This window comes from Streptomyces sp. CBMA123 (genome assembly GCF_014596465.1).
Taxonomy (GTDB): domain Bacteria; phylum Actinomycetota; class Actinomycetes; order Streptomycetales; family Streptomycetaceae; genus Kitasatospora.
In genome coordinates, this window is record NZ_MECK01000501.1 from 19,302 (window position 1) to 45,131 (window position 25,830).

Genomic DNA, 25,830 nt, shown 5'->3' on the forward strand with positions numbered 1-25,830 from the left:
TCACCCAGGAGGCAAGGGTGTCCCAGATCGACAGCGATCTCGGCGTTCAGGACTTTGTCGAGGTCCGGCTGCCCGCGGCAGGGGCATACCTCTCCGTGCTGCGAACAGCGACGGCCGGGCTCGCGGCCCGGTTGGACTTCACCCTCGACGAGATCGAGGACCTGCGGATCGCGGTCGACGAGGCCTGCGCCATCCTGCTCCAGCAGGCGGTGCCCGGCTCCGTGTTGTCCTGCGAATTCCGCCTGGTCGGCGACTCGTTGAAGGTGACCGTCGCCGCTCCCACCACGGACGGCAAGGCGCCCGAGCGGGACACCTTCGCCTGGACGGTGCTCTCCGCGCTGGCCGGCGAGGTGGACTCCTCGGTCGCCGAGGACAACACCGTCACGATCAGCCTGCACAAGAAGCGCGGCGGCTCCGCCGTCCACTGACCGGGCACCGAGCAGCACCCTGCAAGGGCCGTCCGCCGTTCCCCACCCGGGGCCCGACGGGCGGCTCCCGGTACCGCCCCCCACGCGGTACGACCAACGAGACGATGCCGGGGCCGAGGCCCCGGTGCTCCCGGAACGGAACGGGGGAATGGCCGTGAGTGATCTGGACCGTACCGGCCTCGCGACGGCGGGACCTGCCGTACCGACCCAGGCGAGCGTTTCCGGCCTCGCCGCCAACGACGAAGCGCACCCGAAGGACGCCCACCGGATGAGCCACCCGACCGAGCCGACGTCCGAGCCGACGCCCGACTCCCCTCCCACGCCGGAACCGGCGGCGGCGGAGGAGGCCACGGAGCTGCACGGCGCCGTGCCCGCCCAGGGCTCACACCGCTCCGGCGCGCCGGACCGGGAGGCCGCCCGCGCGCTGTTCGTCCGGCTGTCCGGGCTGCCCGAGGGCTCCCCGGAGCGCGTCGAGCTGCGCAACCAGCTGGTGCGGATGCACATCCCGCTGGTGGAGCACCTGGCCCGGCGGTTCCGCAACCGGGGCGAGCCGCTGGACGACCTGACCCAGGTCGCCACCATCGGACTGATCAAGTCGGTGGACCGCTTCGACCACGAGCGCGGGGTCGAGTTCTCCACCTACGCGACGCCGACCATCGTCGGCGAGATCAAGCGGCACTTCCGCGACAAGGGGTGGGCGGTGCGCGTCCCGCGCCGCCTGCAGGAGCTGCGGCTGTCGCTCACCACGGCGACCAGCGAGCTCTCCCAGCGGCACGGCCGCTCCCCCACGGTGCACGAGCTGGCCGAGCACCTGGGCATCTCCGAGGAGGACGTCCTGGAGGGCCTGGAGTCCGCCAACGCGTACTCCACGCTGTCCCTGGACGTGCCGGACAGCGACGACGAGTCGCCGGCCGTCGCGGACACCCTGGGCGCCACCGACGAGGCGCTGGAGGGCGTCGAGTACCGCGAGTCGCTCAAGCCGCTGCTGGCCCAACTGCCGCCCCGGGAGCAGAAGATCCTGGTGCTGCGGTTCTTCCGGAACATGACCCAGTCGCAGATCGCCGCCGAGGTGGGGATCTCCCAGATGCACGTGTCCCGGCTGCTGGCGCGGACCCTGGCCCAGCTGCGGGAGAAGCTCCTCGTGGAGGAGTGACAGCAGTAGCAGTAGCAGTGACAAGACGGACGGCCGCCGCAGCTCCGAGCTGCGGCGGCCGTCCGTTCTGTTCGGGGCGTGTCGGGGGGGCGCTCAGTCCTCCTGCGGGGCGTACAGGGCCGCCGTCGAGCTCGGGTTCAGCAGCGCGCCGATGCCCACCAGGCCGAGCAGGCCGACCAGCACGCCGACCGCGATCATCGCGCCGCCGCTCTGGACCATGTAGTAAGCGACCGGCAGGCAGATCGAGTTGGTCAGCACGGCCGGGCTGCGGCCCCAGCGGCGCCCCTTGAGCAGCGCGCGGGCGGCCAGTATCGGCAGCACCCCGAGCAGCACGATCACCAGGCCGCCGAACTCGTTCAGGGCCAGCTGCTTGGCCTGGCCGGACAGCGCGGACACCATGTCCGAGACGCCGACGACGGCCAGCGCGGCGCCCTCCAGAGCGGTGATGGCGGCGCCCAGGGTGAGCGGGACCGGGCGGGCGGGTGCGGGGGCGGTGGTTTCTGCGGTCACTCCAGCAGGGTAGCCGCCGGTCGGTCCGTACCGCCCCGTAGGCTTTCCCCATGCGCGCTCTCCTGGTCGTGAACCACAAGGCCACCACCACCAGTGGCCGGACCAGGGACGTACTGATCCACGCCCTGCGCAGCGACCTCAAGCTGGACGTCGCCGAGACGCAGTACCGGGGCCACGCGCGCGATCTGGCCCGGGAGGCGGCGCAGGACGGCACGGTCGACCTGGTGGTGGCGCTCGGCGGGGACGGCACCGTCAACGAGGTGGTGAACGGGCTGCTGACGAACGGCCCGAGCGAGAAGGTCCCGCGACTGGCCGTGGTGCCAGGCGGTTCGACCAATGTCTTCGCCCGCGCGCTGGGCCTGCCGAACGACCCGGTGGAGGCAACCGGCGCCCTGCTGAACGCGCTGGAGCGGGGGCGCGAGCGGCCGATCGGACTGGGCAAGGCGATGACCGAGGGGCTTCCGGACCGCTGGTTCACCTTCACCGCCGGCCTCGGCTTCGACGCGGGGGTGGTCGGCCGGGTCGAGGAGCAGCGGCGGGCCGGGCGCAAGTCCACCCACGCCCTGTACGTGGGGCAGGCCCTCCGGCACTACCTCACCCAGCGTGAGCAACGCCGATCGGGCCCGGTGGCCCTGGAGATTCCGGGCCACGAGGCCGTTCCGGGCCTGGTGTTGACGATAGTCAGCAACACCTCGCCGTGGACGTTCCTCGGCAACCGTCCGGTCTTCCCCTCACCGCTCGCCTCCTTCGACACGGATCTCGACGTCTTCGGGATCACCCGTATGACGGCGTTCGGTACCGCTCGAACGGTCCGTCAGATCCTGCGGTCGTACGGGCCTTCGAGCGACGGCGCCCCGCCGGTCGGCCCGTCCGGAAAGCACGTCGTCTCCTATCACGACGTCAAACACTTCACCTTGGTTTCCCAGGAACCCGCCCCGTTCCAGGTGGACGGGGACCATCTTGGAGACCGGAGGCGCGTCAGTTTCACAGGCGTACGGCGGGCACTGCGTGTGATTGTGTGACCGGAAGTGGGCTTCGCCCTTCTTCTCGAACGCACAAGCCCCCTTCACTCCATAGAAGTACTGGCTGTGAGCTAGGCGACACCGAAGAATCAAAAATTCCTCCCCGAAGGGGGTTGTATCCGAGCCCGAGGTTTGCGAACCTCTACATGGCGATCGGGACACATCGCAGCGACGGCAACTCCGGAACCACAGGAGCGCCGACCGCGGAGTGTCCCTCGAATCGCCGAATCCCCTCCCAGCACAGACCACCCGGGCCCGATGGGCCTTTGGTCTCTTTTGCTGTTGTGGGATTCGTGAAAGCGTTCACATTCACAAGCCATTCGATTATGCCGATCGGGCCACCCCCGCGGCAGGAGGAGTTGGACGACCATGGACTGGCGCCACCGCGCTGTCTGCCGCGAAGAGGACCCGGAGCTGTTCTTCCCGATCGGGAACACCGGTCCTGCTCTGCTGCAGATCGAGGAAGCCAAGGCCGTGTGCCGCCGCTGCCCGGTGATGGAGCAGTGTCTCCAGTGGGCTCTCGAGACCGGCCAGGACGCCGGCGTCTGGGGCGGCATGAGCGAGGACGAGCGTCGCGCGATGAAGCGCCGTGCCGCCCGCAACCGCGCCCGCACCGCCTGATCGGCAGCATCCGTCACACGCCGTAGTACCAGCAGTAACCGCAGGACCGATCCACACCGATCAACACATGATCAAAGGCTTCCCTGCACTTCCTGGTGAAGCCTTCCGCACCAAGGATCTTGCCCAGCGAGGTCCCGCGACACCGGACCGTCCAGCCACTTGATACTGTTCACTTAGAGCAATATTGTGGAGCTATGGCGCTCACCGTGTGCAACGCACATGCGAGGTGTCGCACCACCCAGAGCCCCCGTTCCGGCCGACTCCCCCCGACGGCCGGAACGGGTTGAGAGGCCCTGTCGACCCACCCCCCCGGTCGACAGGGCCTCGTTTCTGTTTCCGCGCCCGTTCCCGCGCCTCCGTGCCCGCGCCCCTGCATCCGCGCGCCTGTCCGCGCGCCCGAGCGACGGTGAGGCTCGCGGAGCGTGCACCCGGCGCTTCCGTCGAGCGCACGCCCCTGCCGCACACCCGAGTGCGCCAAGAAATCAGCGGACCGGGATCTCCAGGATCACCTTGGTCCCGCCGTCCGGACCGGCCACCATGTCGAAGGTGCCACCCAGCTCCCCGGTGGCCAGCGTCCGGACGATCTGCAGCCCGAGGTTGCCGGCCGTCTTCGGGTCGAAGCCCTCCGGCATGCCGCGGCCGTCGTCCTGCACGGTGATCAGCAGGTACTCCTCCGGCCGGGCACCGCCGTTCCAGCTGTCCGACCAGCCCTTGCCGGTCGCCGGGGCCCGGCCGCGCAGCGCGCTCACCTCCAGGTTCCCGGAGGCCGTCGGACCGAAAGCGTGTTCCAGGGCGTTCTGCAGCAGCTCGGTCAGCACCATCGACAGCGGGGTGGCCACCTCGGCGGAGAGGATGCCGAAGCTGCCGCTGCGGCGGGTCGCCACCCGGCCGTCCTGGGACAGCTCCATGACCATCGCCAGCACCCGGTCGGCGATCTCGTCGAAGGCCACCTGCTCGTCCAGCGCCTGGGAGAGCGTCTCGTGCACGATCGCGATCGAGCCGACCCGGCGCACCGCCTCGTCCAGCGCGGCCCGGCCGGACTCGGACTCCATCCGGCGGGACTGCAGCCGCAGCAGGGCGGCGACGGTCTGCAGGTTGTTCTTCACCCGGTGGTGGATCTCCCGGATGGTGGCGTCCTTGGTCATCAGTTCGCGGTCGCGGCGGCGCAGCTCGGTGACGTCCCGGCAGAGCACCAGCGAACCGGTCAGGACGCCCTTGGGCTTGAGCGGGATCGCCCGCAGGGTCACCACTCCCCCCTGCACCTCCACCTCGGTCTGCCGGGGTGCCCAGCCGCTGGCCAGCTTCACCAGCGCCTCGTGAACGGCCGAACGGGACGGCGGGACGAGCTCCGCGGTGGCCCGGCCGAGGTGGCTGCCGACCAGGTCGGTGGTGAGGCCGAGCCGGTGGTAGGCGGAGAGCGCGTTGGGGCTGGCGTAGGTGACGATGCCGTCCGCGTCCACCCGGATCAGGCCGTCGCCGACCCGGGGCGCGGCGTCCATGTCGGCCTGCTCGACACCGGGGTACGGGAAGCTGCCGGCCGCGATCATCTGGGCCAGGTCGGAGGCGCTCTGCAGGTAGGTGAGCTCCAGCCGGCTGGGGGTGCGCACGGTCAGCAGGTTGGTGTTGCGGGCGATCACCCCGAGCACCTTGCCCTCGCGCCGGACCGGGATCGACTCGACCCGGACCGGGACCTCCTCGCGCCACTCCGGGTCGCCCTCGCGCACGATCCGCCCCTCGTCGAAGGCGGCGTCCAGCAGCGGGCGGCGCCCGCGCGGGACGAGGTGGCCGACCATGTCGTCCTGGTAGGAGGTGGGCCCGGTGTTGGGCCGCATCTGCGCCACCGAGACGTAGCGGATGCCGTCCCAGGTGGGGATCCACAGCACCAGGTCGGCGAAGGAGAGGTCGGAGAGCAGCTGCCACTCCGAGACCAGCATGTGGAGCCATTCCACGTCCGCCCCGGTCAGGGTGGTGTGGCGGCGGACGAGTTCGTTCAACGAGGGCACATGGCGAGGGTAGCGCCGCCGGCCGGCGGCGGGCTCGGCGGACCGTGTGGTGGCGGTGGATGACTGTCCGGAGTTGTTTAGACCAATTTGCCGGGCGACCTGGACAACCCAGATTGGTCTAGTCCACAATGGAAGCGCACCAAGGAGAGGCCACCGCGCAACTGCCCTGACCGCGCGCGGCTTCTCCTCGGTCGGACGCCGACGAGCGAGGACCCCGCACAGTTCTCGATCGACACCGGTGCCCGACGACAGCTCCGGGCTGCGGTGCCGCATGGGTTGAGGGTCCCGTGTCGGCGCCGTGGCCCGTAGTGCGTTTTCGCCTCCGGCGGGGACAGCGGGAGGAGGGCGGCCACCCGAGTCCCACCCCGAGCCGCGGGGCCGCAGGGGCCGTGACGTCCACCGGCACCTCCCCTCCCCCGAAGCCACGTTCCGCCGCTCAGCGGTCCGGCCCCCTGTCCACAGCCTGTGGACAGGGGGCCGGACCCGTCCATACCGCCCCGAGCCGAAGGGGCGCGCCGGTGCCGAAAGGGAGAAGGGCCAAGCTGCCGACGAAGGAGGTGGCGCAGCGCCCGCCGACCGTCGGCACCGGGTCCGAGCGCCCCGGAGGCGAGCGGGCGAGTACCAGCCCCGAGCCGAAGGGGCGCGCCGGTGCCGAAAGGGAGAAGCGACCAGCGAGGCACGAGCGCCGGAGCGCCGACCGTCGGCACCGGGTCCGAGCGGCCCGGAGGCGAGCGGGCGAGTACCAGCCCCGGAGGCGAGCGGGCGAGTACCAGCCTCAGTGGGTCTCGGTGACCTTGGCGAGGGCGCGCGGGGCGTCCGGGTCCTGACCGCGGGCGATGGTGACCTCGTAGGCCAGCTGCTGCAGCGGCAGGATCTCCAGGATCGGCTGGACCTCCTCGGGCACGCCGGCCGGCAGCGCGAAGCCCGCCGAGGCGGCGTCCACCTGGGCCTGCTGGCCGATCACCACGAGGTCCGCGCCGCGGCCGCGCAGCCGGTCCAGCACCGGCTGGAGGGCCTCGCCGCCCTTGCCGTCCGGGACGATCGCGATCACCGGCGAGACGTTGTCCACCATGGCCAGCGGGCCGTGCAGCAGGTCGGCGCCGGAGAACGGGGTGGCCGGGATGTAGGTGGTCTCCATCAGCTTGAGCGCCGCCTCGCGGGCGGTCGGGTAGCCGTAGCCGCGCGAGGTGATGACCAGCCGCTGGGCGAAGCGGTAGCGCTCGGCCAGCGCCCGCACCTCGGCCTGGCGGGACAGCACCCCGGCGGCCAGGGCCGGCAGCTCCTTGGCGGCCGAGCCGTCCCCGCCCCGCAGGCCCTCGACCAGCAGGTAGAGGGCCAGCAGTTCGGCGGTGTAGGTCTTGGTGGCCGGCAGCGCCTTCTCCGGGCCGGCCAGCACGTCGATGTGGAACTCGGAGACCTCGGCGAGCGGGGAGTCGGGGTTGTTGGTGACGGCGAGGGTGATCGCCCCGGCCTCGCGGGCGGCCTTGGTGGAGGCGACCAGGTCCGGCGAGCCGCCGGACTGGCTGACGGTGATCACCAGGACGTCGGTGAGGTCCGGCTTGGCGCCGTAGGCGGTGGTGGTGGACATCGAGGTCAGGCCGGCCGGCTTGCCGAGCAGGATCTCGATCAGGTACTTGGCGTAGAGCGCCGCGTTGTCGGACGTTCCGCGCGCGGTCAGCAGGACGAAGCGCGGGCTGCGGGCGGCGATCCCGGCCGCGACCTCGCGGATCTTCGGCGCCCCCTCGTCGAGGATGCGCTGGAGGACGGCCGGCTGCTCGGCCATCTCCGCCGCCATGATCCGGCCGGGGACGGAAACAGTCTGCGGGTCGGACATCTGGGTTGCCTCCGATGAGATGGGTCGACCCCGCCCGGGCGGGTTGCCCGACGGGGACCTCTACGGCGGCGAGTCCGCACACTCGCTGCGGTTCCTGCTGCGCAATCCTACGAGCGCGCACCCGGCGCGGCACCCCCGCGACCGCCCCGCCCGGAGGTGGGTGGGGCGGCCCGGCGAGGGGCGGCGCGGCGGGGCGGAGCGGGCGTCAGGACGGGTTGTTGATCAGCTGGTCGATCGCGGCGTCGGCGTCCTTGGTGGCCTGGTCGACGGACTTGCCCTTGAGGATCGCGGTCAGCATGTCGGGGATGATCTTCTGCTTCTCCACCGCGCCCCAGCCGGGGGCCAGCGGGGTGAACCAGGCGTCCGGGACGGCGTTGGCCGCGGCGGCGGTGGTGGGCTTGTTCTTCAGCGGGTTCAGCTGGGTGAGGTTGTTCGGCAGGATGTCCTTGTCGGCCAGCGCCTGTTCGGACTTGGTGCTGGTGAACATCCGGATCCAGTCGGTGGCCGGCGCGACCTGCGGGGACTTGGCGGTGACGGCGAGGTCGGAGCCGCCGATGAAGGTCGGCAGCGGCTTGCCGTCCGGCCCGGGCATGGTGGCGACCTTGACGGCGTCCTTGAGGGTCGGGTCGCCGGTGACCGGCGCGGTGACGCTGGCCGCCTCGTAGCCGTTGCCGTAGAAGGACGCGGCGTGCCCGCGCGCCATCGACTCGAACTGGTTCTGCTCGTTCTGCGTCAGGTCGCCCTTGTTGTACTTGCGGACGAGGTCGGCGAAGTGGCTGATGCCCTGCTGAGACTTGGCGTCGTGCAGGGTGCCGTGCCAGTTGCCGGAGCTGTCGAACTTGGCGATGCTGCCGCCGTACGCGGCCACGTAGCTCATCGCGGCGTACCAGTACGGGCCGGGCAGGTAGAGCGGCGAGAAGGTCTTGTCCGCCTTGTTCTTGTCGGCGATCCGGTCCAGCGCGGTCAGCAGTTCGGTCTCGCTCTTGGGGAACTCGGCGCTGCCGGTGGCCTGTTGGAAGGAGGCGGAGTTGAAGACGGCGACCCGGGCACCGGCGTAGTACGGCACGCACCACAGCTTGTCCTGGTACGTACAGGTGTTGGCGAGCGCCTTGATCCAGCTGTCGGAGTTGTCGAAGGTGGTGCGGTCCACCGGGGCGAGCGCGCCGGAGAGCACGTACTTCATGGTCTCGGTGTTGCCGAGTTCGACCACGTCGGGGGCGCTGCCGTCGGCGAGGGCCCGGTCGAGCTTGCCGACCTTGTCGGCCCAGCCCTGGTAGACCAGCTTGAGGCTGATGCCCGGGTACTTCGCCGCGAACTCGTCGTTGACCCGCTGGACGAGGTCCGGCCAGTTCTTCTGGGCGTCGTCCATCAGCCAGACGGTGACGGTGCCGGTGGCGGCCTTCGGGTCCGAGGAGGCGTTCTTGCCGTCACCCGAGGGTGATCCGGACGAGGAACAGGCCGTCAGTCCGACCGCCAGTGCGATGGTCCCGAGCGTCGACACGAGCTGACGCTTCTTCACGCCATCCTCCGAGGGTTGTCCAAGAACGGTGGTGCCCGCCGACAGCGTGATTGGCGCCCGCGGCGGGAGAGTCCGGGCGGGGGCGGCGAAGAGCTTCGAAGGGGGCGCGATACCACATCCGGTGAGGTTCAATTTCGAACCGGATGCATGGACTCTGGCCTAGACCAAGGGTGGTGTCAACGGCCAACAGGCCCTGCTGCCAAGGCTGTTGCAGAGCCGTTGTACCGCGTGGCGATCAGTCGCCGGGCCGTCACCCTCAGTGGAACTTAAGGTGGATTTAAGGCTCTCTTGAGGGAGCACGGTCATCTGACGCAAGCCCAGGTCGACGCCCGGGAAGCGGAACGGGCCCGCCATGCGACATGCGCATGACGGGCCCGTCGGCCGACGCCTCCCGGACCCGGCCGGTGACGTCCTTCCGGTCTCAGCCGACCGCTCCCGGCTGCCCGGTGAGCACCTCCACGGCCGCCAGCCCGCAGACCCGGGCGGCGCCGTGGGTGGCGATGTACAGCGCGCCGACCGGCTCGGACTGGGGCAGGCCCATCTCCACCACCGCGGCGTCCGGCCGGGCCGCCACCAGGCGGGCCAGCGCGGCGGCCATCCAGGCGTGCCGGTGGGCGTCCCGGACCACCAGCACCAGCCGGCGGCCCTCGGCGCCCGCCACCAGCTCGGCCACCAGGGCGTCCAGCAGCGCCGGCGCGGCCTCGGCGGCCGACACCTCACGGGTGCGGGTGCCCGGGAAGCGGTCGGCCAGCATGCCGGCCACGCCCCACGGGGTCACGTCGCCGACCGCGATGTTCGGCTCGTCCGAGAAGGAGGCCACGTACGGGCGCTCGCTCACCGGCAGCACCTCGCGGCCCGGCGCCCGGACCACCTTCAGCGCCCGGCGGGCGGCCCGCAGGCCCACCGCGAGGTCCGGCTCGGCCTGCTCGCCCTGGGCCGCGATCCGGCCCCAACTGCCCAGCGCCCGCACCCGGTCGGCGGCGTCCGCCAGCCGCTCCTCGGTGAGCCGGCCGGAGCGCACGCCCGCCACGATGGCGTCGCGCAGCATCAGCACCGTCTCCTCGTCGGCCAGCCCGCCGCCGACGCAGATCGCGTCCGCGCCGGCCGCCAGCGCCAGCACGGTGCCCTCGCCCATGCCGAAGGTGTCCGCGATGGCGCCCATCTCGATCGCGTCGCTGACGATCAGGCCCTGGTAGCCGAGGCCGCCATCGGCCGGGGCGGCCCGCAGCAGGTCGCGCAGCACGGTCGGGCTCAGGGTGGCCGGCAGCTTCGGGTCCAGCGCCGGGACCATGATGTGGGCGGTCATCACGGCCTTGGTGCCGGCCGCGATCGCGGCCTGGAACGGCACCAGGTCGCGGGCGCGCAGCACGTCCAGGTCGACGTCGATGACCGGCATGCCGTGGTGCGAGTCCACCGCGGTGTCGCCGTGGCCGGGGAAGTGCTTGGAGCAGGCCGCCACGCCGGCCGACTGCAGGCCCTCCACCCAGGCGGCGGTGTGCCGGGCGCACAGCTCCGGGTCGGCGCCGAAGGAGCGGACGCCGATGACCGGGTTGCGCGGGTTGGAGTTGACGTCCGCGGTCGGCGCCCAGTTGTAGTTGACGCCGGCCGCGGCCAGCGCCCGGCCCAGCTCACGGGCGACGTCCCGGGTCAGCGCCGGGTCGTCGATCGCGCCGAGGGCCAGGTTGCCCGGCCAGGAGGAGCCGGAGCCGGCCTCCAGCCGGGTGACGTCGCCGCTCTCCTCGTCGATCGCGATCAGGAGGTCGGGGTTCTCCGCGCGCAGCGAGCCGGTGAGGGCGGAGAGCTGGTCGAGGTCGACCACATTGCGGTCGAACAGCGCGACCGAGCCGAGCCCGGCGGCCAGGTGGCGGCGCAGCCAGGCGGGCGGCTCGGTGCCGACGAAGCCGGGCTGCAGGACGGTCAGGGCGTCCCGGTGGAGCTGGTCGCTGTCCGGGACGGTGGGAACGAGGATGCTCACGGTGACTCAGCCCTTCACGGCGCCGTCGGTCAGACCGCCGACCGCCTTGCGCTGCAGGAAGACGAACAGGATCAGCACGGGGACGGCGAACATCGTGGAGGCCGCCATGGTCGCGCCCCAGTCGTTGCCGAAGGCCGTCTTGAAGGAGGACAGCCACAGCGGGAGGGTCTTGCCCTGCTCCTTGTTAAGCCACAGGACGAGCGGGAACTCGTTCCAGGCCGTGATGAAGCCGAACAGCGAGGTCGACATCAGGCCCGGGGCCAGCAGCGGGAAGATCACCTTCACGAAGGCCTGGGTGCGGGTGCAACCGTCCACCATGGCCGACTCCTCCAGCTCCTTCGGCACCGCGGCGATGAAGCCGCGCAGCGTCCAGATGGTGAAGGGCAGGATCATCATCATGTAGAAGAGCGTCAGCGGCAGCAGGCTGTTCAGCATGTCGTTGTCGCGGGAGATGATGTAGGCGCCGATGGTCATGACCTCCCAGGGCGCCATCTGGGCCAGCATGACGACCAGCACGAAGGTCTTGCGGCCGCGGAACTTCATCCGGGCGATGGCGAACGACGCCAGGGTCGCGATCACCAGGGAGATCAGCACCGCCCCGACCGTGACGGTGACGCTGTTGGTGACGTACGTCCAGAAGTCCGGGGCGTTCACCGCGGTGGTGAAGTGCTCGAACGTCCCGTCGAAGGGGATGAAGACCGGCGTCTTGCTGATGATGTCGCGGTCCTGCTTGAACGCGGTCGCGATCATCCAGTAGACGGGGAAGATGAAGAAGACGATGAGGACGACCGCGATCACGTTCGGCCAGGTACGTCCGAAGAGAGAGCGCCTCACAGCTCGTCCTCCTGCTTGATCATGATGCGGAAGTAGTAGGCCATCAGGACGCCCAGCATCAGGATGGTGAGCACCGCGATCGCGGCGCCGACGCCGTAGTGCTGGCTGCCCTGGCCCTCCAGGAAGGCGTGCACGGGCAGGGTCCGGGTGAGCTTCTCGGGGCCGCCGCCGTTGATCGCGTAGATCTGGGTGAAGGACTTGAACACCCAGATGACCTCGAGGAAGGTCGTGGCCAGGAAGAACGGCTTCAGGTTCGGGAAGATCACCGAGCTGAAGATCTTCGAGGAGCCGGCGCCGTCCATCCGGGCGGCCTCGTAGAGCTCCTTGGGGATGGTGGTCAGGCCGGCGTACATGTTGAACGCCACGAAGGGGATCGACTGCCAGACGATCAGCAGGATGACGACGAAGAAGGTCGAGTACTCGTCGCTCATCCAGTTGTAGTCGGCCATCGAGTGCCAACCCAGCTTGTCCAGGAACCAGTTGACGACGCCCCACTGGTCGTCGAACAGCCAGGTGTAGACGGTGGTCGCGGCGACGACGGGCATCGCCCAGGCCATCAGCAGCGCGACCGACAGCGCCAGCCGCATCTTCTTGCCGAGGGTGTTGAGCAGCAGGCCGATCAGGGTGCCGCCGACCATGATCAGCACCACGTTGACCAGGGTGAAGGCGACGGTGCGCCCGGTGACCGACCAGAACTCCGGGTCGGTCAGCTGCTCCTTGTAGTTGTCGAACCCCGTCCACTCGGTCAGGTGCATCACCAGCTGGCGCCGGTTGAGGTTCTGGAACGACAGCAGGACGGTCTTCAGCAGCGGCCATCCCAGCAGGACGATGGTCGCCACGGTGGCCGGCAGCAGCAGCAGGTACGGGGCGAAGCGGGCACCCAGGCCGGGGCCGCCCGCGGATCTGGTGCGCTTCGGCGCGGCGCCCTCGGCCCCGCCGCCGGCGGCACTGGTGTCAATCTCGGCCACAACAGCCTTCCCTGACTCCGGGGACTGTGTCTGCACCCGCTCCGAATGCACAGCCATCGTTCTCACTTCCTCACAACCCGGCCACGACGGACGGGCGCCGCCCACCGGCCCCCCCGCCGGGGGCCGGTGAGCGACGCCGCTCAGTGCTTTAGTTCTTCTCGTTGAGCCGCTTGGCGATCTCGTCGTCGTACTTCTTGGCGGTGGCCGCGTAGTCGCCGCCCTGCAGGGCCGCGGTCAGGAAGTCCTTGATCGGGTTCGGCTTGTTCTCGACGCTGGCCCAGTTCGGGGTGTTCGGGGTGATCCCGCCGACCGCGGCGGCCGTCTGGGCGGCCTTCGCGAAGTCACCGGTGAGCTGGCTGTTCAGCGCGGCCTTGTTCGGGATGTTGCCGGCCGCGGCGACCAGGCCCTCGTTCTTGTCGTTGAGGGCGATCTTCAGGAAGTCCTTCGCCATGTCGGTGTTCTTGCTCTGCGCGGCGATCGCGAGGTTCGAGCCGCCGAGGAACACGCCGGAGGGCTTGTCGGCGGTCTTGCCCGGGAGCGGGAAGAAGCCGATCTTGTCCTTGGGCAGGTCCTTCTCGTCCGGGAGCTCCCAGCCGAGGGCGATCATGGTGCCGACGTTGCCCTTGGCGAAGACGTCCTTCTGCTGCGGGGTGGCCTCGTCCTTGTCCTTCGGACCGGTGGCCGAGTAGCTCTGCAGCTTCTTGTAGGTCTCGAAGGCCTTCTGCGCCTCGGGGGAGGACAGGCCGCCGACCCACTTGTCGCCGTCCTTCTTGGCGATCTTGCCGCCCTCGCCGGTGAGCAGGCCGAAGTAGGTGTACCACTCCTGGCCGGGCAGGTAGATCGGGTCGGCGACGCCCTGGGTGGCCTTCAGCTTGTCCAGGTCGGCGTAGAACTCGTCCAGGGTCTTCGGCGCGTCGGTGAGGTTCGCGGCCTTCCAGAGGTCCTTGTTGTACGCGACCACGCGGTTGGAGACCCACCACGGGGCGGCGTACTGCTTGCCGTCCAGGAGCGCGGCCTCGTTCTGGTTGGCGGCCCAGCCGTCGCCGCCCAGCGCGGACTTGTCCTTGGTGATGTCCAGCAGGCCGCCGGTGGAGGCGTAGCCGGCGGTCTGGGTGTTGCCGATCTCCAGGACGTCGACCGAGCCCTCGGACAGCGCGGCGGTGACCTTCGGGCCGATGTCGGTCCACTCCTGGGTCTGGAAGTCGACCTTGGAGCCCGGGTAGGTGGTCTCGAACTCGGACTTGACCGCGTCGGTCCAGCCCTTGGGGGCCGAGCCGGTCATCGTCCACACCTTGAGCGTCTTGCCCTTGTACTTGTCGGCGGCGTTGGACGACGACGACGATCCGCCGTCACTCTTCTTGCCGTCCGAGCCACAAGCCGCGAGACCGACGACCATTGCCGCGACGCCGACCGCCGCGATGAGCTGACGCTTCACGCCATCCTCCTGAGGGATGCCTGGGGATACCCCCGTCGGGTGGCAGCGGCAGACCCGCGCAAAGCGGGAGGAACAGGTGCCGCGGGCCCCTTCGAACGGGTGGGGGGATTCATCGTTACCGGCCTAGTGGTGTAGACCAGATGCCTGGAGCTTGGCCTAGACCAATGGGCCTGTCAACGGCTGTTCGACCGATCTCGACCACCCGTTATCAAGCCGACACCGCACATCGTTCATCGCGTGATGAGGTATTCGTTCCGTAGCCATACATGCAACGATGTGGTCCGTTAACGATGTGGTGGGGCGGTAAAAGGCCTCGCGAGAAGCGGGAGAACAGGTCCGATGAGCAGCGACGGGGGATCCACCGCCCAGGCCGACGACCCCGAGGTGAAGAACCTCCCGACGCAGGCCGGCGCCGACCCGACCGCGCGCGTCCCCAAGTACTACGGCCTCAAGCGCCACCTCCTCCAGCTCACCGAGACCCAGCCCGCGGGCACCCCGGTCCCGCCCGAGCGCGCGCTGGCCGCCCAGTTCGACACCTCGCGCACCACCGTCCGCCAGGCCCTGCAGGAACTGGTCGTCGAGGGCCGGTTGGAGCGCATCCAGGGCAAGGGCACCTTCGTGGCCAAGCCCAAGGTCGCCCAGGCCCTGCAGCTCACCTCCTACACGGAGGACATGCGCGCCCAGGGCCTGGAGCCCACCTCCCGGCTGATCGAGATCGGCTACATCACCGCCGACGACCGGCTCGCCCCGCTGCTGGACATCAAGCCCGGCGGCCGGGTCCTGCGGATCGAGCGGCTGCGGCTGGCCAACGGCGACCCGATGGCCATCGAGGTCGCCCACCTCTCCGCCAAGCGCTTCCCCGCTCTGCGGCGCAACCTCGCCAAGCACAACTCGCTGTACGCGGCGCTGCGCGAGGTCTACGGAGTCACCGTGGCCGAGGCCGAGGAGACCATCGAGACCACCCTCGCCGACCCGCGCGAGGCCGGGCTGCTCGGCTCCGACCTCGGGCTGCCGATGCTGCAGCTCTCCCGGCACTCCTTCGACGCGGACGGCGACCCGGTGGAGTGGGTGCGCTCCATCTACCGCGGCGACCGCTACAAGTTCATCACCCGGCTGAAGCGTCCGGAGTAACCGGGAGCGCCCGGAGCGACCGGGCGCCCCCTGCTCACCACGGGCACCAGCGCGCACGACCTGCGCGCCGGTGCCCGTTCGCGTTCTCGTTCGCGTTCCTGGGCTTCCCCGGGCGTCCTGGTGGGTCCCGGTGGGTCCCGGTGTCCTCAGGCGTCCCCTTCGTGTCCGGATCGCGGGAAGTTACGTCAATTCCGGTGACATGGATCACTCCATGCCCTAGATTGCGCAGCCGTACTGACTGCCGATCACCGATGGTGCTGCCCGGCGGGCTCACGGGGGTGCGCGGTACCTCCGGAGCAGCGGCGCCGACGGGCGGAACCCTCCGGAGCGGAGCCCACGATGTCGTCTGATCAATCCCCCAGCGAAGCTGTCATGCCCGAGCCAGCCGGGAGTCCCGTCCCGGCCGTGACTCCCGAGCGGGTGCTGGCCGGACTCGCCCTGCTCGTGCCGATCGTCGCGATGCTCTGGGTCTCCTCGTACGACAAGAGCGACCCGGCGGTGGCCGGGGTCCCCTTCTTCTACTGGTACCAGCTGCTCTGGGTGCCGGCGTCGGCCGTCTTCACGGTCGCCGCCTACCTGTTGATCAACCGGGACGAGAAGGCCCGCAAGGCGGCCCGGAACGGCGGTGCGCGATGAAGGACGTCAACGTGCCGGCCCTCGCGGTCTTCGTGCTGTTCTTTCTGCTGGTCACCGTGATGGGCTTCCTCGCCTCCCGCTGGCGGCGCGCGGACAGCTCGGCCCACCTGGACGAGTGGGGCCTGGGCGGGCGCAGCTTCGGGACCTGGGTGACCTGGTTCCTGCTCGGCGGCGACCTCTACACCGCGTACACCTTCGTGGCCGTCCCGGCGGCGGTGTACGCGACCGGCGCGGCGGGCTTCTTCGCGGTGCCGTACACGATCGTCGCCTACCCGCTGGTCTTCCTGTTCCTGCCCCGGCTCTGGTCGGTCTCCCGGGTGCACGGCTACGTGACCCCGGCGGACTTCATCCGCGGCCGGTACGGCTCCCGGCCGCTGTCCCTGGTCGTCGCGCTGACCGGGATCCTGGCCACCATGCCGTACATCGCCCTGCAACTGGTCGGCATCCAGGCGGTGCTGGACGTACTCGGCGTCGGCGGCGGGGAGAACGCCAACTGGTTCGTCAAGGACCTGCCGCTGTTCCTCGCCTTCGGCGTGCTGGCCGCCTACACCTACTCCTCCGGCCTGCGCGCCCCGGCGCTGATCGCCTTCGTCAAGGACGCCCTGGTCTACATCGTGATCATCGTCGCGGTGATCTACATCCCGATCCGGCTCGGCGGCTACGGGCACATCTTCGACGCAGCCGCGGACCACTTCAAGCAGGCCAAGGCGGGCGGGCTGACCCTCCCGGAGAACAAGCAGTGGACGTACGCCACGCTCGGCCTGGGCTCGGCGATGGCGCTGTTCATGTACCCGCACTCGGTGACCGGCGTGCTGGCCTCCAAGTCCCGCAACACCGTGCGCCGCAACATGGCGATCATGCCCGCCTACTCGCTGATGCTCGGGCTGCTGGCGCTGCTCGGCTTCATGGCGATCGCGGCGGGCGTCGGCAGCGGCGTCAAGGGCTACAACTCCCAGCTGTCGGTGCCGCAGCTGTTCGCGAACATGTTCCCGGACTGGTTCACCGGTGTGGCCTTCGCCGCGATCGGGATCGGCGCCCTGGTGCCGGCCGCCATCATGTCCATCGCGGCGGCCAACCTGTTCACCCGCAACGTCTACAAGGAGTGGCTCAAGCCCGCCGCCACCCCCGCCGACGAGACCCGGGTCGCCAAGCTGGTCTCGCTGCTGGTGAAGGTCGGCGCGCTGGTCTTCGTGCTCGGCATGGACAAGCAGGCCGCGATCAACCTCCAACTGCTGGGCGGCCTGTGGATCCTGCAGACCTTCGTGGCGATCGTCGGCGGCCTGTTCACCCGCTGGTTCCACCACTGGGCGCTGTTCGCCGGCTGGGCGGCCGGCATGGGCTACGGCACCTGGAAGGCGTACGGGCTGGCCAGCCCGGCCACCAAGCACTTCGGCGGGAACGCGGCCGAGATCCCCGGCATCGGCGAGATCGGCTACATCGGCCTGACCGCCTTCGCGCTCAACCTGATCATCGCGGTGGCGCTCACCCTGGTGCTGCGGGCGGTCAAGGCCCCCGACCTCCCGGACGAGACCAAGCCCTCCGACTACAGCGCCGAGGCCGGTGACGACGAGCGGGAGAACGCGCCGGAGCCCGTAGCGGCGCACTGATTGGCACTGCGCGCGCCCTGTGATCGTGCCGCCTTCTCCGTGAACACTGGAGAAGGCGGCGCGATCATATGTATGAACAGGCGTGCACGCCGGGCACCACCAGACCGGACCGGCATCCGGCCGGAACCTGATCGACCCACGGGGAGCTCGCGGCCATGGCAGAACTCGGCACCACCCTCAACGGCCAACACCAGTCCACCCAGAGCCCGCACCAGCCCGGCCAGGGCGCGCACCAGTCCGCCCAGAGCCCGCACCAGCCCGGCCAGGGCGCGCACCACCACGTCCCCGCCCACCGCCCGGCGTCGGCCACCCGACTGCCGTCCGTGCTGATCGCCACCCGGCACGGCGAGTCCACCGCCAACGTCGAGTTCCAGCTGGCCGAGGCCGCCGGCTCGCTCAGCGTCCCGATCAGCTGCCGCGACGCCGACATCCCGCTGTCGCTGCGCGGCCAGCAGCAGGCCCGGGCGCTCGGCCGCTGGTGGGCCGCCCTGCCCGGCGCCGACCGCCCGCGCAGCGTCTGGTGCTCGCCGTACGTGCGCACCGCCGAGACCGCCCGGATCGCGCACGCCCAGGCCGCCGGGCTCGGCGCCGTGCCCGTCACCCTCGCCGTCCGGTACGACGAGCGGCTGCGCGACCGCGAACTCGGCGTCCTGGAGATGCTCCCCAAGGCCGCCATCGAGGCCAAGCACCCGGAGGAGGCGGCCCGGCGGCGCAAGATGGGCGAGCTGTACTACCGCCCGCCCGGCGGCGAGTCCTGGGCCGACGTCGCCCTGCGGGTGCGCAGCCTGCTGCGGGACGTGTGCGAGGAGGACGCCGGACGGCCCGCCCTGCTGGTCGCCCACGACTGCACGGTGCTGATGCTGCGCTACGCGCTGGACCGGCTCAGCGAACAGCAGCTCACCGCGCTCGGGCCGGTGCACAACTGTTCCACCAGCCTGTGGCGGGCCCAGGACGGGCGGCTGCGGCCGGACGGCTGGAACGGCGTCGGGCACCTGGGCGGGACGGCGGACTGACGGGACGTTCGCCGGCCGTCCCCACGGACGGGCCGGCCGGGTCGGCCGGGTCGGCTCGCGACCGCGTCGGCTTGCCACTGCATCAGCTCGCCGCTGCGTCGGCTCACCGCTGCGTCAGCTCGCCGCTGCGTCGGCTCACCGCTGCGTCAGCTCGCCGCCGGGTCGGCGAAGCAGCGCCGGTAGGCCAGCGGCGTGGTGCCCAGCCGACGGCCGAAGTGGTGCCGCAGCGCCGCCGCGTTGCCGAAGCCGCAGCGGGCGGCGATCGCGTCCACCGGTTCGGTGGTGGACTCCAGCAGCCGCTGGGCCAGCAGCACCCGCTGCCCCACCAGCCAGCGGTGCGGGGTGGTGCCGGTCTCCTGCTGGAAGCGCCGGGCGAAGGTGCGCGGCGACATGTGCGCCCGGGCGGCCAGCTGCTCGACGGTCGCCTCCTGGTCCGGGTGGTGGCGCATCCAGTCCAGCAGCGGGGCCAGCGAGTCGCCGCCGCCCTCCGGCAGCGGACGGTTCACGAACTGCGCCTGCCCGCCCTCCCGGTGCGGCGCCACCACCATCCGGCGGGCGATCCCCCGGGCCACCTCCGCCCCCTGCAGCTTGCGCACCAGGTGCAGACAGGCGTCGATGCCGGCCGCCGTACCGGCCGAGGTGATCACCGGGTCGTCGTCCACGTACAGCACGTCCGGCTCCACCACCGTCCCCGGGAAGCGCCCGGCCAGCTCTTCGCTGTGCCGCCAGTGGGTGGCGGACCGGCGGCCGTCCAGCAGTCCGGCCGCGCCCAGCACGAAGGCACCGCTGCAGATGGACAGCACCCGGCCGCCGTCCGCCACCACCCCGCGCAGCGCCTCCAGCAGCGGCTCCGGGTACTGCTCGCGGATCCCGGAGGCGGTGACCACCGCCAGGTCCGCCCCGGCGAGGCGCTCCGGGCCGTACGGGACGTCCACCGTGAAGCCGGAGTGGGTCGCGTGCGGTCCGGAGCGGGCCCCGGCCAGCGCGAAGTCGTACCCGGGCAGGCCGTCGGCGGTGCGGTCCAGGCCGAAGACCTCGCAGGCCACCCCCAGTTCGAACGGATGGACCTCCTCCAGCACCACCGTGACCACGTTCTTCAGCATGCCGACCAGGATGCCCCGGCGGGCCGGGCGCCGGGAAGGGCCCGGCTGGCAGGATTTCGAGGCAACGCGGCGTTCCTGCCACTCGTGGCCACCGGCACCCCCCGGCCACAGTGGTGGCCATGGAACCCGGCACCCTCGCAAGCGCGCTCGCCCTGACCGGCGTCGTCGGCGGCTTCGGCCTGCTCGGCACCCTCATCGGCCGCGAACTCTCCCGCGGTCCCGCCGCCGGCCGCGACAACTACCACCGCCCCGGCGGCTACCCCGCCGACCCGCACCGCGCCGACCGGCTGTACGGCACCCTGCCGGCCGCCTCGCTGCGCCCGTCCGCCGACCCGGCCACCCTCCCGGTCCGCTCGACCCCCCAGATCACCACCCAGCACGGCTCCGGCACACTGGCCCGATGGACTACCTCATCCGCCACGCCCTCCCCCGCGACCTCGAAGACGCCGGCCGGATCACCGTCGACGCCTTCGTCGGCGACGGCTACACCCGGCCCACGAGCAGCTACGTCGAGCTGCTGCGCGACGCCGAGCGCCGCTCCCGGGAGGCCGAACTCCTGGTCGCGGTCGACCCGGCGGGCGAACAGGTCCTCGGCTGCGTGACCTTCGCCGTCGGCGGCACCGAGTGGGCCGACATCGCGACCCCGCGGGAGGGCGAGATCCGGATGCTCGCCACCGCTGCCGCCTCCCGCGGCCGCGGCGTCGGCGAGGCCCTGGTCCGCGCCTCCGTCGCCCGCACCCGCGAACTCGGCCTGGCCGGCATGGCGTTCTCCACCCGCCCCGAGATGACCGCCGCCCACCGCGTCTACGAGCGGGTCGGCTTCCGCCGCACCCCGGAACGCGACTGGGCGCCCTACCCGGGGATGGACCTGATGGTCTACACCATGGCGTTCTGACACCCCGGCGCCGGCTCGCCGGTCATCCCCGTCCCCGGTGACCGGCAGACGATCAACAGGCGTCTTTTGATATAAACCACAGATCAAGACATGTCTTTGACACGTCGCGACAGTCGATCGACCGGGGGGACGCACCACATGGACGACGGGCCCAGCCTCGGCGTGCCCGGAAGCGGCCCCACGCTTCAGGACATGCGCGAAGCACGGGGCACAGCGGCCCCGACCACCAGCCGCTACGCGATCCCCGCGCCGGTCCCCGCGCCGCGCGGCCCCCTGCCGCCCTCGGTCCGCTTCACAGCGGTCGACGGGCTGCGCGGCCTCGCCATCGCCTCCGTGCTGCTCTACCACACCGACTGGTTCCAGAACGGCCTGTTCGGTGTGGACGTCTTCTTCGTGCTCTCAGGCTTCCTGGTCAGCCTGGTGCTGATCCGCGAGCTGGATCGCACCGACGGCATCCGGCTCGGCGTCTTCTACCGCCGCCGCGCCAAGCGGCTGCTGCCCGGCCTGCTCGCCACCATCATCCTGGTCGTCGGACTGTCCGCCCTGGTCAGCCCGCTACGGGACGTCAAGGACCTGCGCCCGCAGGCACTCGCCGCGCTCGCCCAGGTCGCCAACTGGGCCCAGCTGTCGCGCGGCGACGCCTACTGGCAGCACTTCGCGTCGATCGACCCGCTGGCCGCCATGTGGTCGCTCAGCATCACCGAGCAGTTCTACGCGGTCTGGCCGGTGCTGCTGCTCGTGGTCTTCGGCCTGTGCCGCCGCTCGCTGCGCGCGACCGGCATCGCCACCGCCGTCCTGTTCGCGGCCGCCGCGGCGGTCGCCCCGCTGATGTGGAACGGCGGCAACAGCGACCGCCTCTACCTCGGCACCGAGACCCGCGCCGTCGGCTTCGCAGCCGGCGCCACCGCCGCCTTCGGGGTCTACCTGTGGCTGCGCGGCAAGGCCCGCGCCACCACCGACGGCTCCCGTTCGACCCGGCGCGGTGGCGTCGCGCTGCCCACCCTGGTCGGCACCGCGGCCCTCGGCGGCCTGGTCTGGGCCAGCCTGTCCGTCGGCACCTACCACGACCCCTGGCTCTACCAGGGCGGACTGGCCGTGGTCGCGGCGCTCGCCGCCGTACTGACCGCCTCGCTCTGCCACGACCGCGGCCCCCTGGTGTGGCTGCTGTCACTGCCCCCGCTGCGGCTCACCGGCACCATCTCGTACAGCCTCTACCTGCTCCACCTGCCGGTGTACTGGCTGCTGCAGCACTACGTCGACGACATCTCGCCGCAGAAGCTGCTGCTGATCGGGGGACCGGTCTCCTGGGTGCTGGCCTGGCTGCTGCACACCGCCACCGAGAAGCTGCGGGTGCTGCGCTGGCGGGCCTTCCCGGCCGTCCCGCTGCTGGCCGTCACCACCGCGGTGGCCACCGCCGGAGCCTGGTACCTGCCCGCCTGGGTCACCCACGACATGCGGTCCGGTCCGGACGGCAAGCCGATGGTCCTGGTACTCGGCGACTCCTTCGCCCAGGACCTCGCCACCGGCCTCTACCGGCACGGCGACCGCTACCGGGTGGTCGACGGCGGCATCAGCGGCTGCGGGGTGTTCGACCCGGACAAGGTGCGCACCACCTCCCAGGTGGAGTTCGACACCGAGACGGACTGCCGGGACCGGGCCGCCGCGTGGGACCGGCAGCTCGCCTCCGCCGCCCCGAAGGCCGTCCTGGTCCACCTCGGCTGGGACGCCGCCGAGCAGCACCTGGACGGCACCTGGCTCAACCCCTGCGACGACGACTACCGCACCCGGTACCGCACCCAGCTCGCCCAGGCCGTGGACCAGATCCACCGGCGGGCGCCCGGCGCCCAGGTGCTGCTGATGAACGAGCGCGTCGAGAACGGCGCCATCAGCAAGGCCTGGGGCACCTGCTACGACCAGCAGATCTCCGACTACGTGAAGTCCGCCGGCGGCACCGTCCGGCTGGTCGACCTGGACGGCTTCTACTGCCCGTACGACACCTGCGTGTGGAAGGACAAGGACGGCCACTGGGTCACCCCCGCCAACGACGGGGTGCACCTCACGCCGGCCGGCATGCGGTTCGTGACGCCGTGGCTGGAGAAGCAGATCGCGGACGCGCTGGCCGGGGTGCAGCCGGACCCCCCGGCCGCCCCGGCGCCGACGGCGTCCCCCACCGCCACTCCGGCCCCGACGCCCACGCCGACCCCCACACCGACCCCGACTCCGACGCCGACTGCCAGCAAGCCCGGAGCCCACCCGAGCACCACCAGGCCGGCCCACAGCCCGACCAGCAGGGCGACGGCCGGCTAGGGCCCGGCCCGGCAGTGACCGGCGGCCGGACAGGGCTTACGCGGGCGGGAGTTCGTAGGTCTGCGCGAAGCAGTCGCGGATCGCCTTCTCGGAGCCCGCGCGCCCCGCGTAGTCCATCCGCGGGGTGTCCGGGGTGATCGGCAGGGTCGGGTCGATGCCGAAGTACAGCGACCAGAAGTACACCCCGCTCAGCTTGCGCTGCTGCGCCACCTGGCAGACCGCGGTGAACCAGCTGGCCTGGACGGCCTCGTTCACCTCGGTCTTCTTGTAGTACTCACCGGGCGTCTTGTACGCGCCCTTCTGCGCCGGGATGCCCACCTCGGTGAGCTTGGTGGTGGGCTGCGCGCCCTTGCCGCGCTTGTCGAGCCAGGCGTTCCAACTGGCCTCCAGCTCGGCGATCGAGGCGTCGTCGGCGGCGTTCTTGGCCGGCGGGTAGGCGTCCACACCCGTGACGTCGGCCGGCACCGCGACCGGCGCCTGGGACCAGTTGTCGAAGTTCGCGTCGTACGCCAGCTCGCCGTGGAAGGTCTTGCGCGCCTGCTCGATCAGCCCCGGCCAGTGCGGGTCGCCCTCCAGCGAGTTGAACTCCGTACCGATGGTGAACTCGGCCGCGCTGTGGTCCTGGGCGGTCTTCAGGTACGGCTCCAGGAAGGCGGCGTAGCTGGCGAACCAGGCGTCCCGGTCGGTCGGGGCGATGTTGCCGCGCCACTTGAGGGTGTTGAGGTAGTCGAACACCTCCTCGTCCATGATCGGACGCACGGTGGTGCGCAGTCCGGCCCGGTGCGCGGCGTCCAGCAGCATGGCGAGCCGCTCCGGGGTGGGCGAGGTCGGCCGGGCGGCGACGGCGTTCGACTTGGAACCCGTCGTGTAGTAAGGGAAGGTCACCGACAGGGAGTTGGCGTTCAGGCCGACCACGTACTTGACGATGCGGTCGGCCTTGCCCTGGACGAAGTTGTCCGGGTCCGCCGGGTCGTCCAGCCAGTACACCTGCACGCCCCACTCGGGGCTTCCCTTGGTCCACGGGCGGGCCACCTTGGGGCCGGTGTCCGCGACCGGCGGCGCGTCCTTGCCGAAGCCCCAGACCCGGCCCTGCTCGGTGGGGGCGGCGAAGTGGACGGTGGTGGGGCGCTGGTGGTCGAACCGGATCGGGTGGTCGCCCCACACCACGGGGACGGCGACGGCTATGGCGACGACGACGGTCGGCAGGATGAAGATGGCTGGGCGCTTCAACGGTCGTGACTTCCGATCAGGCCGGCTTGGCGATGACGACGAACTTGTTCTCCTCGCGCTTGAGGAACTTGATCAGCCCCCGCAGCCCGCCCCAGCCCTCCAGGAAGGAGAACACCGGGATGCAGGCCACCACGACGATCGGCTCCCACCACTTGCGCCGGTGGTTGGCCGAGGCGACCACGTTCAGCCGCAGCCCCTCCCAGTAGGTCCAGATCACGTAGGCGAAGTTGATCGCCCACAGCAGCACCACGGACTGGGTGACCGGTGAGGTGTTCCACGTGCCGGTGAACCAGGCGACCATCAGCACCAGGCCGACGTGCTGCAGCGGGCCGAGCACCCAGCTGACCATGCCCATCCCGATGAACAGCCGGTACCGCAGCGGGATGGTCTTGTTGAAGCAGAGCGCGACCAGGCCCCAGGCCCAGCGCTCGCGCTGCTTGAGGAAGTCCTTGACACCGGCCGGCGAGGCGCCGTAGCAGCGGCCGTTGAACCAGTCGCTGCGGCCCGGGTAGCGCTGACAGAAGTTCAGCGCCATCTGGGCGTCCTCGACGATGGTCTTCGGCCCGAAGTCCCAGCCGATGGTGGCCTCCACCGAGGAGCGCACGATCAGCAGTTCGCCGTGGACGCCGGCGATCGGGGTGCCGGTGCCGGTCATCGCGCGGAAGCGGGCGATGTCGTCGGCCGGGCGGATCGCGTCGGCGAGCCAGGTGAAGGTGGAGACGGCGTTCTCCCGCGGGTACGTCAGGATGCCCTGCGCCATGTGCTTGGCGTCGTCCCCGGCCCGGCGCTGCCGGTTGACGAACTGGGCGACGGCGGCGGCGGTGTCCGGCCCGACGCCGGTGTCGTCGTCCATGTGCAGCACCCAGACGTCGTCCTGCGCCTCGCCCTCCTCGATCCGCAGCTCGTGCGAGTAGTGGTTGGCGCGGGCCTTGAACTTGGTGCCGTTGGCCGTCTGGTACGCCTTCGGCACGGTCACCACCCTGATCAGCGGGTGGCGTTCGGCCAGCTCGTCGATCTTCTCGGCGGCGGCGCAGCCCTCCTCGGTGAGGATGTCCACCCGCATCCAGGGGAAGTACGACGGCAGGTGCTCGACGTACGAGAGCACCGAGCGCTCCAGCGCCGGGTAGGTGTCATGCCGGCCGATGGTCGGCACCAGCACGATCAGGAAGTCGTCCTCGACCGGCGCCGGCGGGGTCATCCGGCCCACCTGGCGCAGCCGTCGGCGGACCATCAGCACCCCCTGGAAGCCGATCAGCACACCGAACACCGGCATGCCCCACAGGATGGTGATCGCCCAGCCGAGCGGGGTCGGGTTGGGCACGTACGCCCAGATCGAGAAGGTGAAGATGATCGCGAAGGCGATGTAGAACGGCAGCACCCGGGGCTTCCACGACATCTGTCGCTCGGCGAGCCGGGCGGCCTCGCGGGAGGTGGTGAGCACCGTCCGCGCGGGGGCTGTCGCTGTCATGGCGGGACTCGTTCCTCGTCTGGTCTCGGTCCGGCCCCGGGCGGGGCACGGGTGGTCGGTGGGCGGTCAGGCCTGCGGCGGCCGGTTCGCCGGCGGGGCGTCGGCGGGCGGCGGCACGACCGGGCCGGGGGCCACCGG

General features: G+C 71.0%; 21 protein-coding genes. 10 read left to right on the top strand and 11 right to left on the bottom strand.

Translation table 11 applies throughout. The features are described from left to right. Nucleotides 1-17: 17 nt before the first annotated feature. Both BG452_RS35335 and BG452_RS35340 read left to right on the top strand, forming a co-directional pair. Nucleotides 18-428 (top strand): anti-sigma regulatory factor, encoded by a 411-nt coding sequence (locus BG452_RS35335; RefSeq protein ID WP_188308426.1) that lies wholly within the window; start codon nucleotides 18-20, stop codon nucleotides 426-428. 154 nt (nucleotides 429-582) lie between these two features. Next, a complete protein-coding gene (locus BG452_RS35340; RefSeq protein ID WP_317621380.1) occupies nucleotides 583-1,581 on the top strand; it encodes an RNA polymerase sigma factor SigF in 999 nt (332 codons plus the stop codon). A gap of 93 nt (nucleotides 1,582-1,674) precedes the next feature. Here the strand turns inward: BG452_RS35340 and BG452_RS35345 are convergent, their stop codons facing one another. Continuing rightward, entirely contained in the window at nucleotides 1,675-2,091 is a 417-nt protein-coding gene (locus tag BG452_RS35345; RefSeq protein ID WP_188308428.1) for a hypothetical protein, read from the bottom strand. Between the two features lie 50 nt (nucleotides 2,092-2,141). On the opposite strand from BG452_RS35345, the gene BG452_RS35350 reads away from it, so the two are divergent. After that, nucleotides 2,142-3,113 carry a diacylglycerol/lipid kinase family protein gene (locus tag BG452_RS35350; RefSeq protein ID WP_188308429.1) on the top strand — a complete coding sequence of 324 codons (972 nt, stop codon included), beginning with the start codon at nucleotides 2,142-2,144 and terminating at the stop codon, nucleotides 3,111-3,113. Between the two features lie 369 nt (nucleotides 3,114-3,482). After that, on the top strand, nucleotides 3,483-3,734 hold the full coding sequence (locus BG452_RS35355; RefSeq protein ID WP_014138019.1) for a WhiB family transcriptional regulator: 252 nt from the start codon (nucleotides 3,483-3,485) through the stop codon (nucleotides 3,732-3,734). Between the two features lie 482 nt (nucleotides 3,735-4,216). Here the strand turns inward: BG452_RS35355 and BG452_RS35360 are convergent, their stop codons facing one another. The 7 genes from BG452_RS35360 to BG452_RS35390 all read right to left on the bottom strand — a co-directional run bounded on the left by BG452_RS35360 (nucleotide 4,217) and on the right by BG452_RS35390 (nucleotide 14,302). Beyond that, complete coding sequence (locus tag BG452_RS35360; protein ID WP_317621381.1) at nucleotides 4,217-5,737, bottom strand: PAS domain-containing sensor histidine kinase; 1,521 nt, start codon at nucleotides 5,735-5,737, stop codon at nucleotides 4,217-4,219. Nucleotides 5,738-6,512: 775 nt separating this feature from the next. Then, the gene (locus BG452_RS35365; RefSeq protein WP_188308430.1) at nucleotides 6,513-7,571 is read right to left on the bottom strand and encodes an SIS domain-containing protein; all 1,059 of its coding nucleotides are present in this window, start codon (nucleotides 7,569-7,571) and stop codon (nucleotides 6,513-6,515) included. Between the two features lie 205 nt (nucleotides 7,572-7,776). Then, nucleotides 7,777-9,090: an extracellular solute-binding protein gene (locus BG452_RS35370; RefSeq protein ID WP_188308431.1), complete on the bottom strand. Its 1,314-nt coding sequence runs from the start codon at nucleotides 9,088-9,090 to the stop codon at nucleotides 7,777-7,779. Nucleotides 9,091-9,511: 421 nt separating this feature from the next. Beyond that, complete coding sequence (locus tag BG452_RS35375) at nucleotides 9,512-11,065, bottom strand: glycoside hydrolase family 3 protein (protein ID WP_188308432.1); 1,554 nt, start codon at nucleotides 11,063-11,065, stop codon at nucleotides 9,512-9,514. A 6-nt stretch (nucleotides 11,066-11,071) separates the two neighbouring features. After that, the gene (locus BG452_RS35380) at nucleotides 11,072-11,899 is read right to left on the bottom strand and encodes a carbohydrate ABC transporter permease (RefSeq protein WP_188308433.1); all 828 of its coding nucleotides are present in this window, start codon (nucleotides 11,897-11,899) and stop codon (nucleotides 11,072-11,074) included. After that, nucleotides 11,896-12,924, bottom strand: a complete 1,029-nt coding sequence (locus BG452_RS35385; protein ID WP_188308434.1) for a carbohydrate ABC transporter permease — start codon at nucleotides 12,922-12,924, stop codon at nucleotides 11,896-11,898. The genes BG452_RS35380 and BG452_RS35385 overlap by 4 nt, the downstream gene beginning before the upstream one ends. 91 nt (nucleotides 12,925-13,015) lie before the next feature. Next, nucleotides 13,016-14,302 (bottom strand): extracellular solute-binding protein, encoded by a 1,287-nt coding sequence (locus tag BG452_RS35390; RefSeq protein ID WP_188308435.1) that lies wholly within the window; start codon nucleotides 14,300-14,302, stop codon nucleotides 13,016-13,018. Between the two features lie 339 nt (nucleotides 14,303-14,641). Here BG452_RS35390 and BG452_RS35395 point away from each other — a divergent pair, with 339 nt between their 5' ends. The 4 genes from BG452_RS35395 (at nucleotide 14,642) to BG452_RS35410 (ending at nucleotide 18,689) form a co-directional block, all read left to right on the top strand. Further along, nucleotides 14,642-15,433 carry a GntR family transcriptional regulator gene (locus tag BG452_RS35395; protein ID WP_223243191.1) on the top strand — a complete coding sequence of 264 codons (792 nt, stop codon included), beginning with the start codon at nucleotides 14,642-14,644 and terminating at the stop codon, nucleotides 15,431-15,433. 372 nt (nucleotides 15,434-15,805) lie between these two features. Then, nucleotides 15,806-16,069, top strand: coding sequence for a DUF3311 domain-containing protein (locus BG452_RS35400; protein ID WP_188308436.1), 264 nt, complete (start codon nucleotides 15,806-15,808; stop codon nucleotides 16,067-16,069). Beyond that, nucleotides 16,066-17,676: a monocarboxylate uptake permease MctP gene (gene mctP, locus BG452_RS35405; protein WP_188308437.1), complete on the top strand. Its 1,611-nt coding sequence runs from the start codon at nucleotides 16,066-16,068 to the stop codon at nucleotides 17,674-17,676. The genes BG452_RS35400 and mctP overlap by 4 nt, the downstream gene beginning before the upstream one ends. Nucleotides 17,677-17,831: 155 nt before the next feature. Continuing rightward, nucleotides 17,832-18,689, top strand: coding sequence for a histidine phosphatase family protein (locus BG452_RS35410; RefSeq protein WP_223243192.1), 858 nt, complete (start codon nucleotides 17,832-17,834; stop codon nucleotides 18,687-18,689). 146 nt (nucleotides 18,690-18,835) lie between these two features. Here BG452_RS35410 and BG452_RS35415 read toward each other — a convergent pair whose 3' ends face one another. Continuing rightward, a complete protein-coding gene (locus BG452_RS35415) occupies nucleotides 18,836-19,792 on the bottom strand; it encodes a helix-turn-helix domain-containing protein (RefSeq protein ID WP_188308438.1) in 957 nt (318 codons plus the stop codon). Nucleotides 19,793-20,192: 400 nt separating this feature from the next. Between BG452_RS35415 and BG452_RS35420 the strand changes: the two genes are divergently transcribed. Continuing rightward, complete coding sequence (locus BG452_RS35420; RefSeq protein ID WP_188308439.1) at nucleotides 20,193-20,687, top strand: GNAT family N-acetyltransferase; 495 nt, start codon at nucleotides 20,193-20,195, stop codon at nucleotides 20,685-20,687. Between the two features lie 192 nt (nucleotides 20,688-20,879). Next, nucleotides 20,880-22,994: an acyltransferase family protein gene (locus BG452_RS35425; RefSeq protein ID WP_188308440.1), complete on the top strand. Its 2,115-nt coding sequence runs from the start codon at nucleotides 20,880-20,882 to the stop codon at nucleotides 22,992-22,994. 36 nt (nucleotides 22,995-23,030) lie between these two features. Here the strand turns inward: BG452_RS35425 and BG452_RS35430 are convergent, their stop codons facing one another. Together BG452_RS35430 and BG452_RS35435 are read right to left on the bottom strand one after the other, a co-directional pair. After that, nucleotides 23,031-24,224: a glycoside hydrolase family 113 gene (locus BG452_RS35430; RefSeq protein WP_188308441.1), complete on the bottom strand. Its 1,194-nt coding sequence runs from the start codon at nucleotides 24,222-24,224 to the stop codon at nucleotides 23,031-23,033. A 16-nt stretch (nucleotides 24,225-24,240) separates the two neighbouring features. Continuing rightward, the gene (locus tag BG452_RS35435) at nucleotides 24,241-25,692 is read right to left on the bottom strand and encodes a glycosyltransferase family 2 protein (RefSeq protein ID WP_188308442.1); all 1,452 of its coding nucleotides are present in this window, start codon (nucleotides 25,690-25,692) and stop codon (nucleotides 24,241-24,243) included. Between the last annotated feature and the right edge of the window lie 138 nt (nucleotides 25,693-25,830).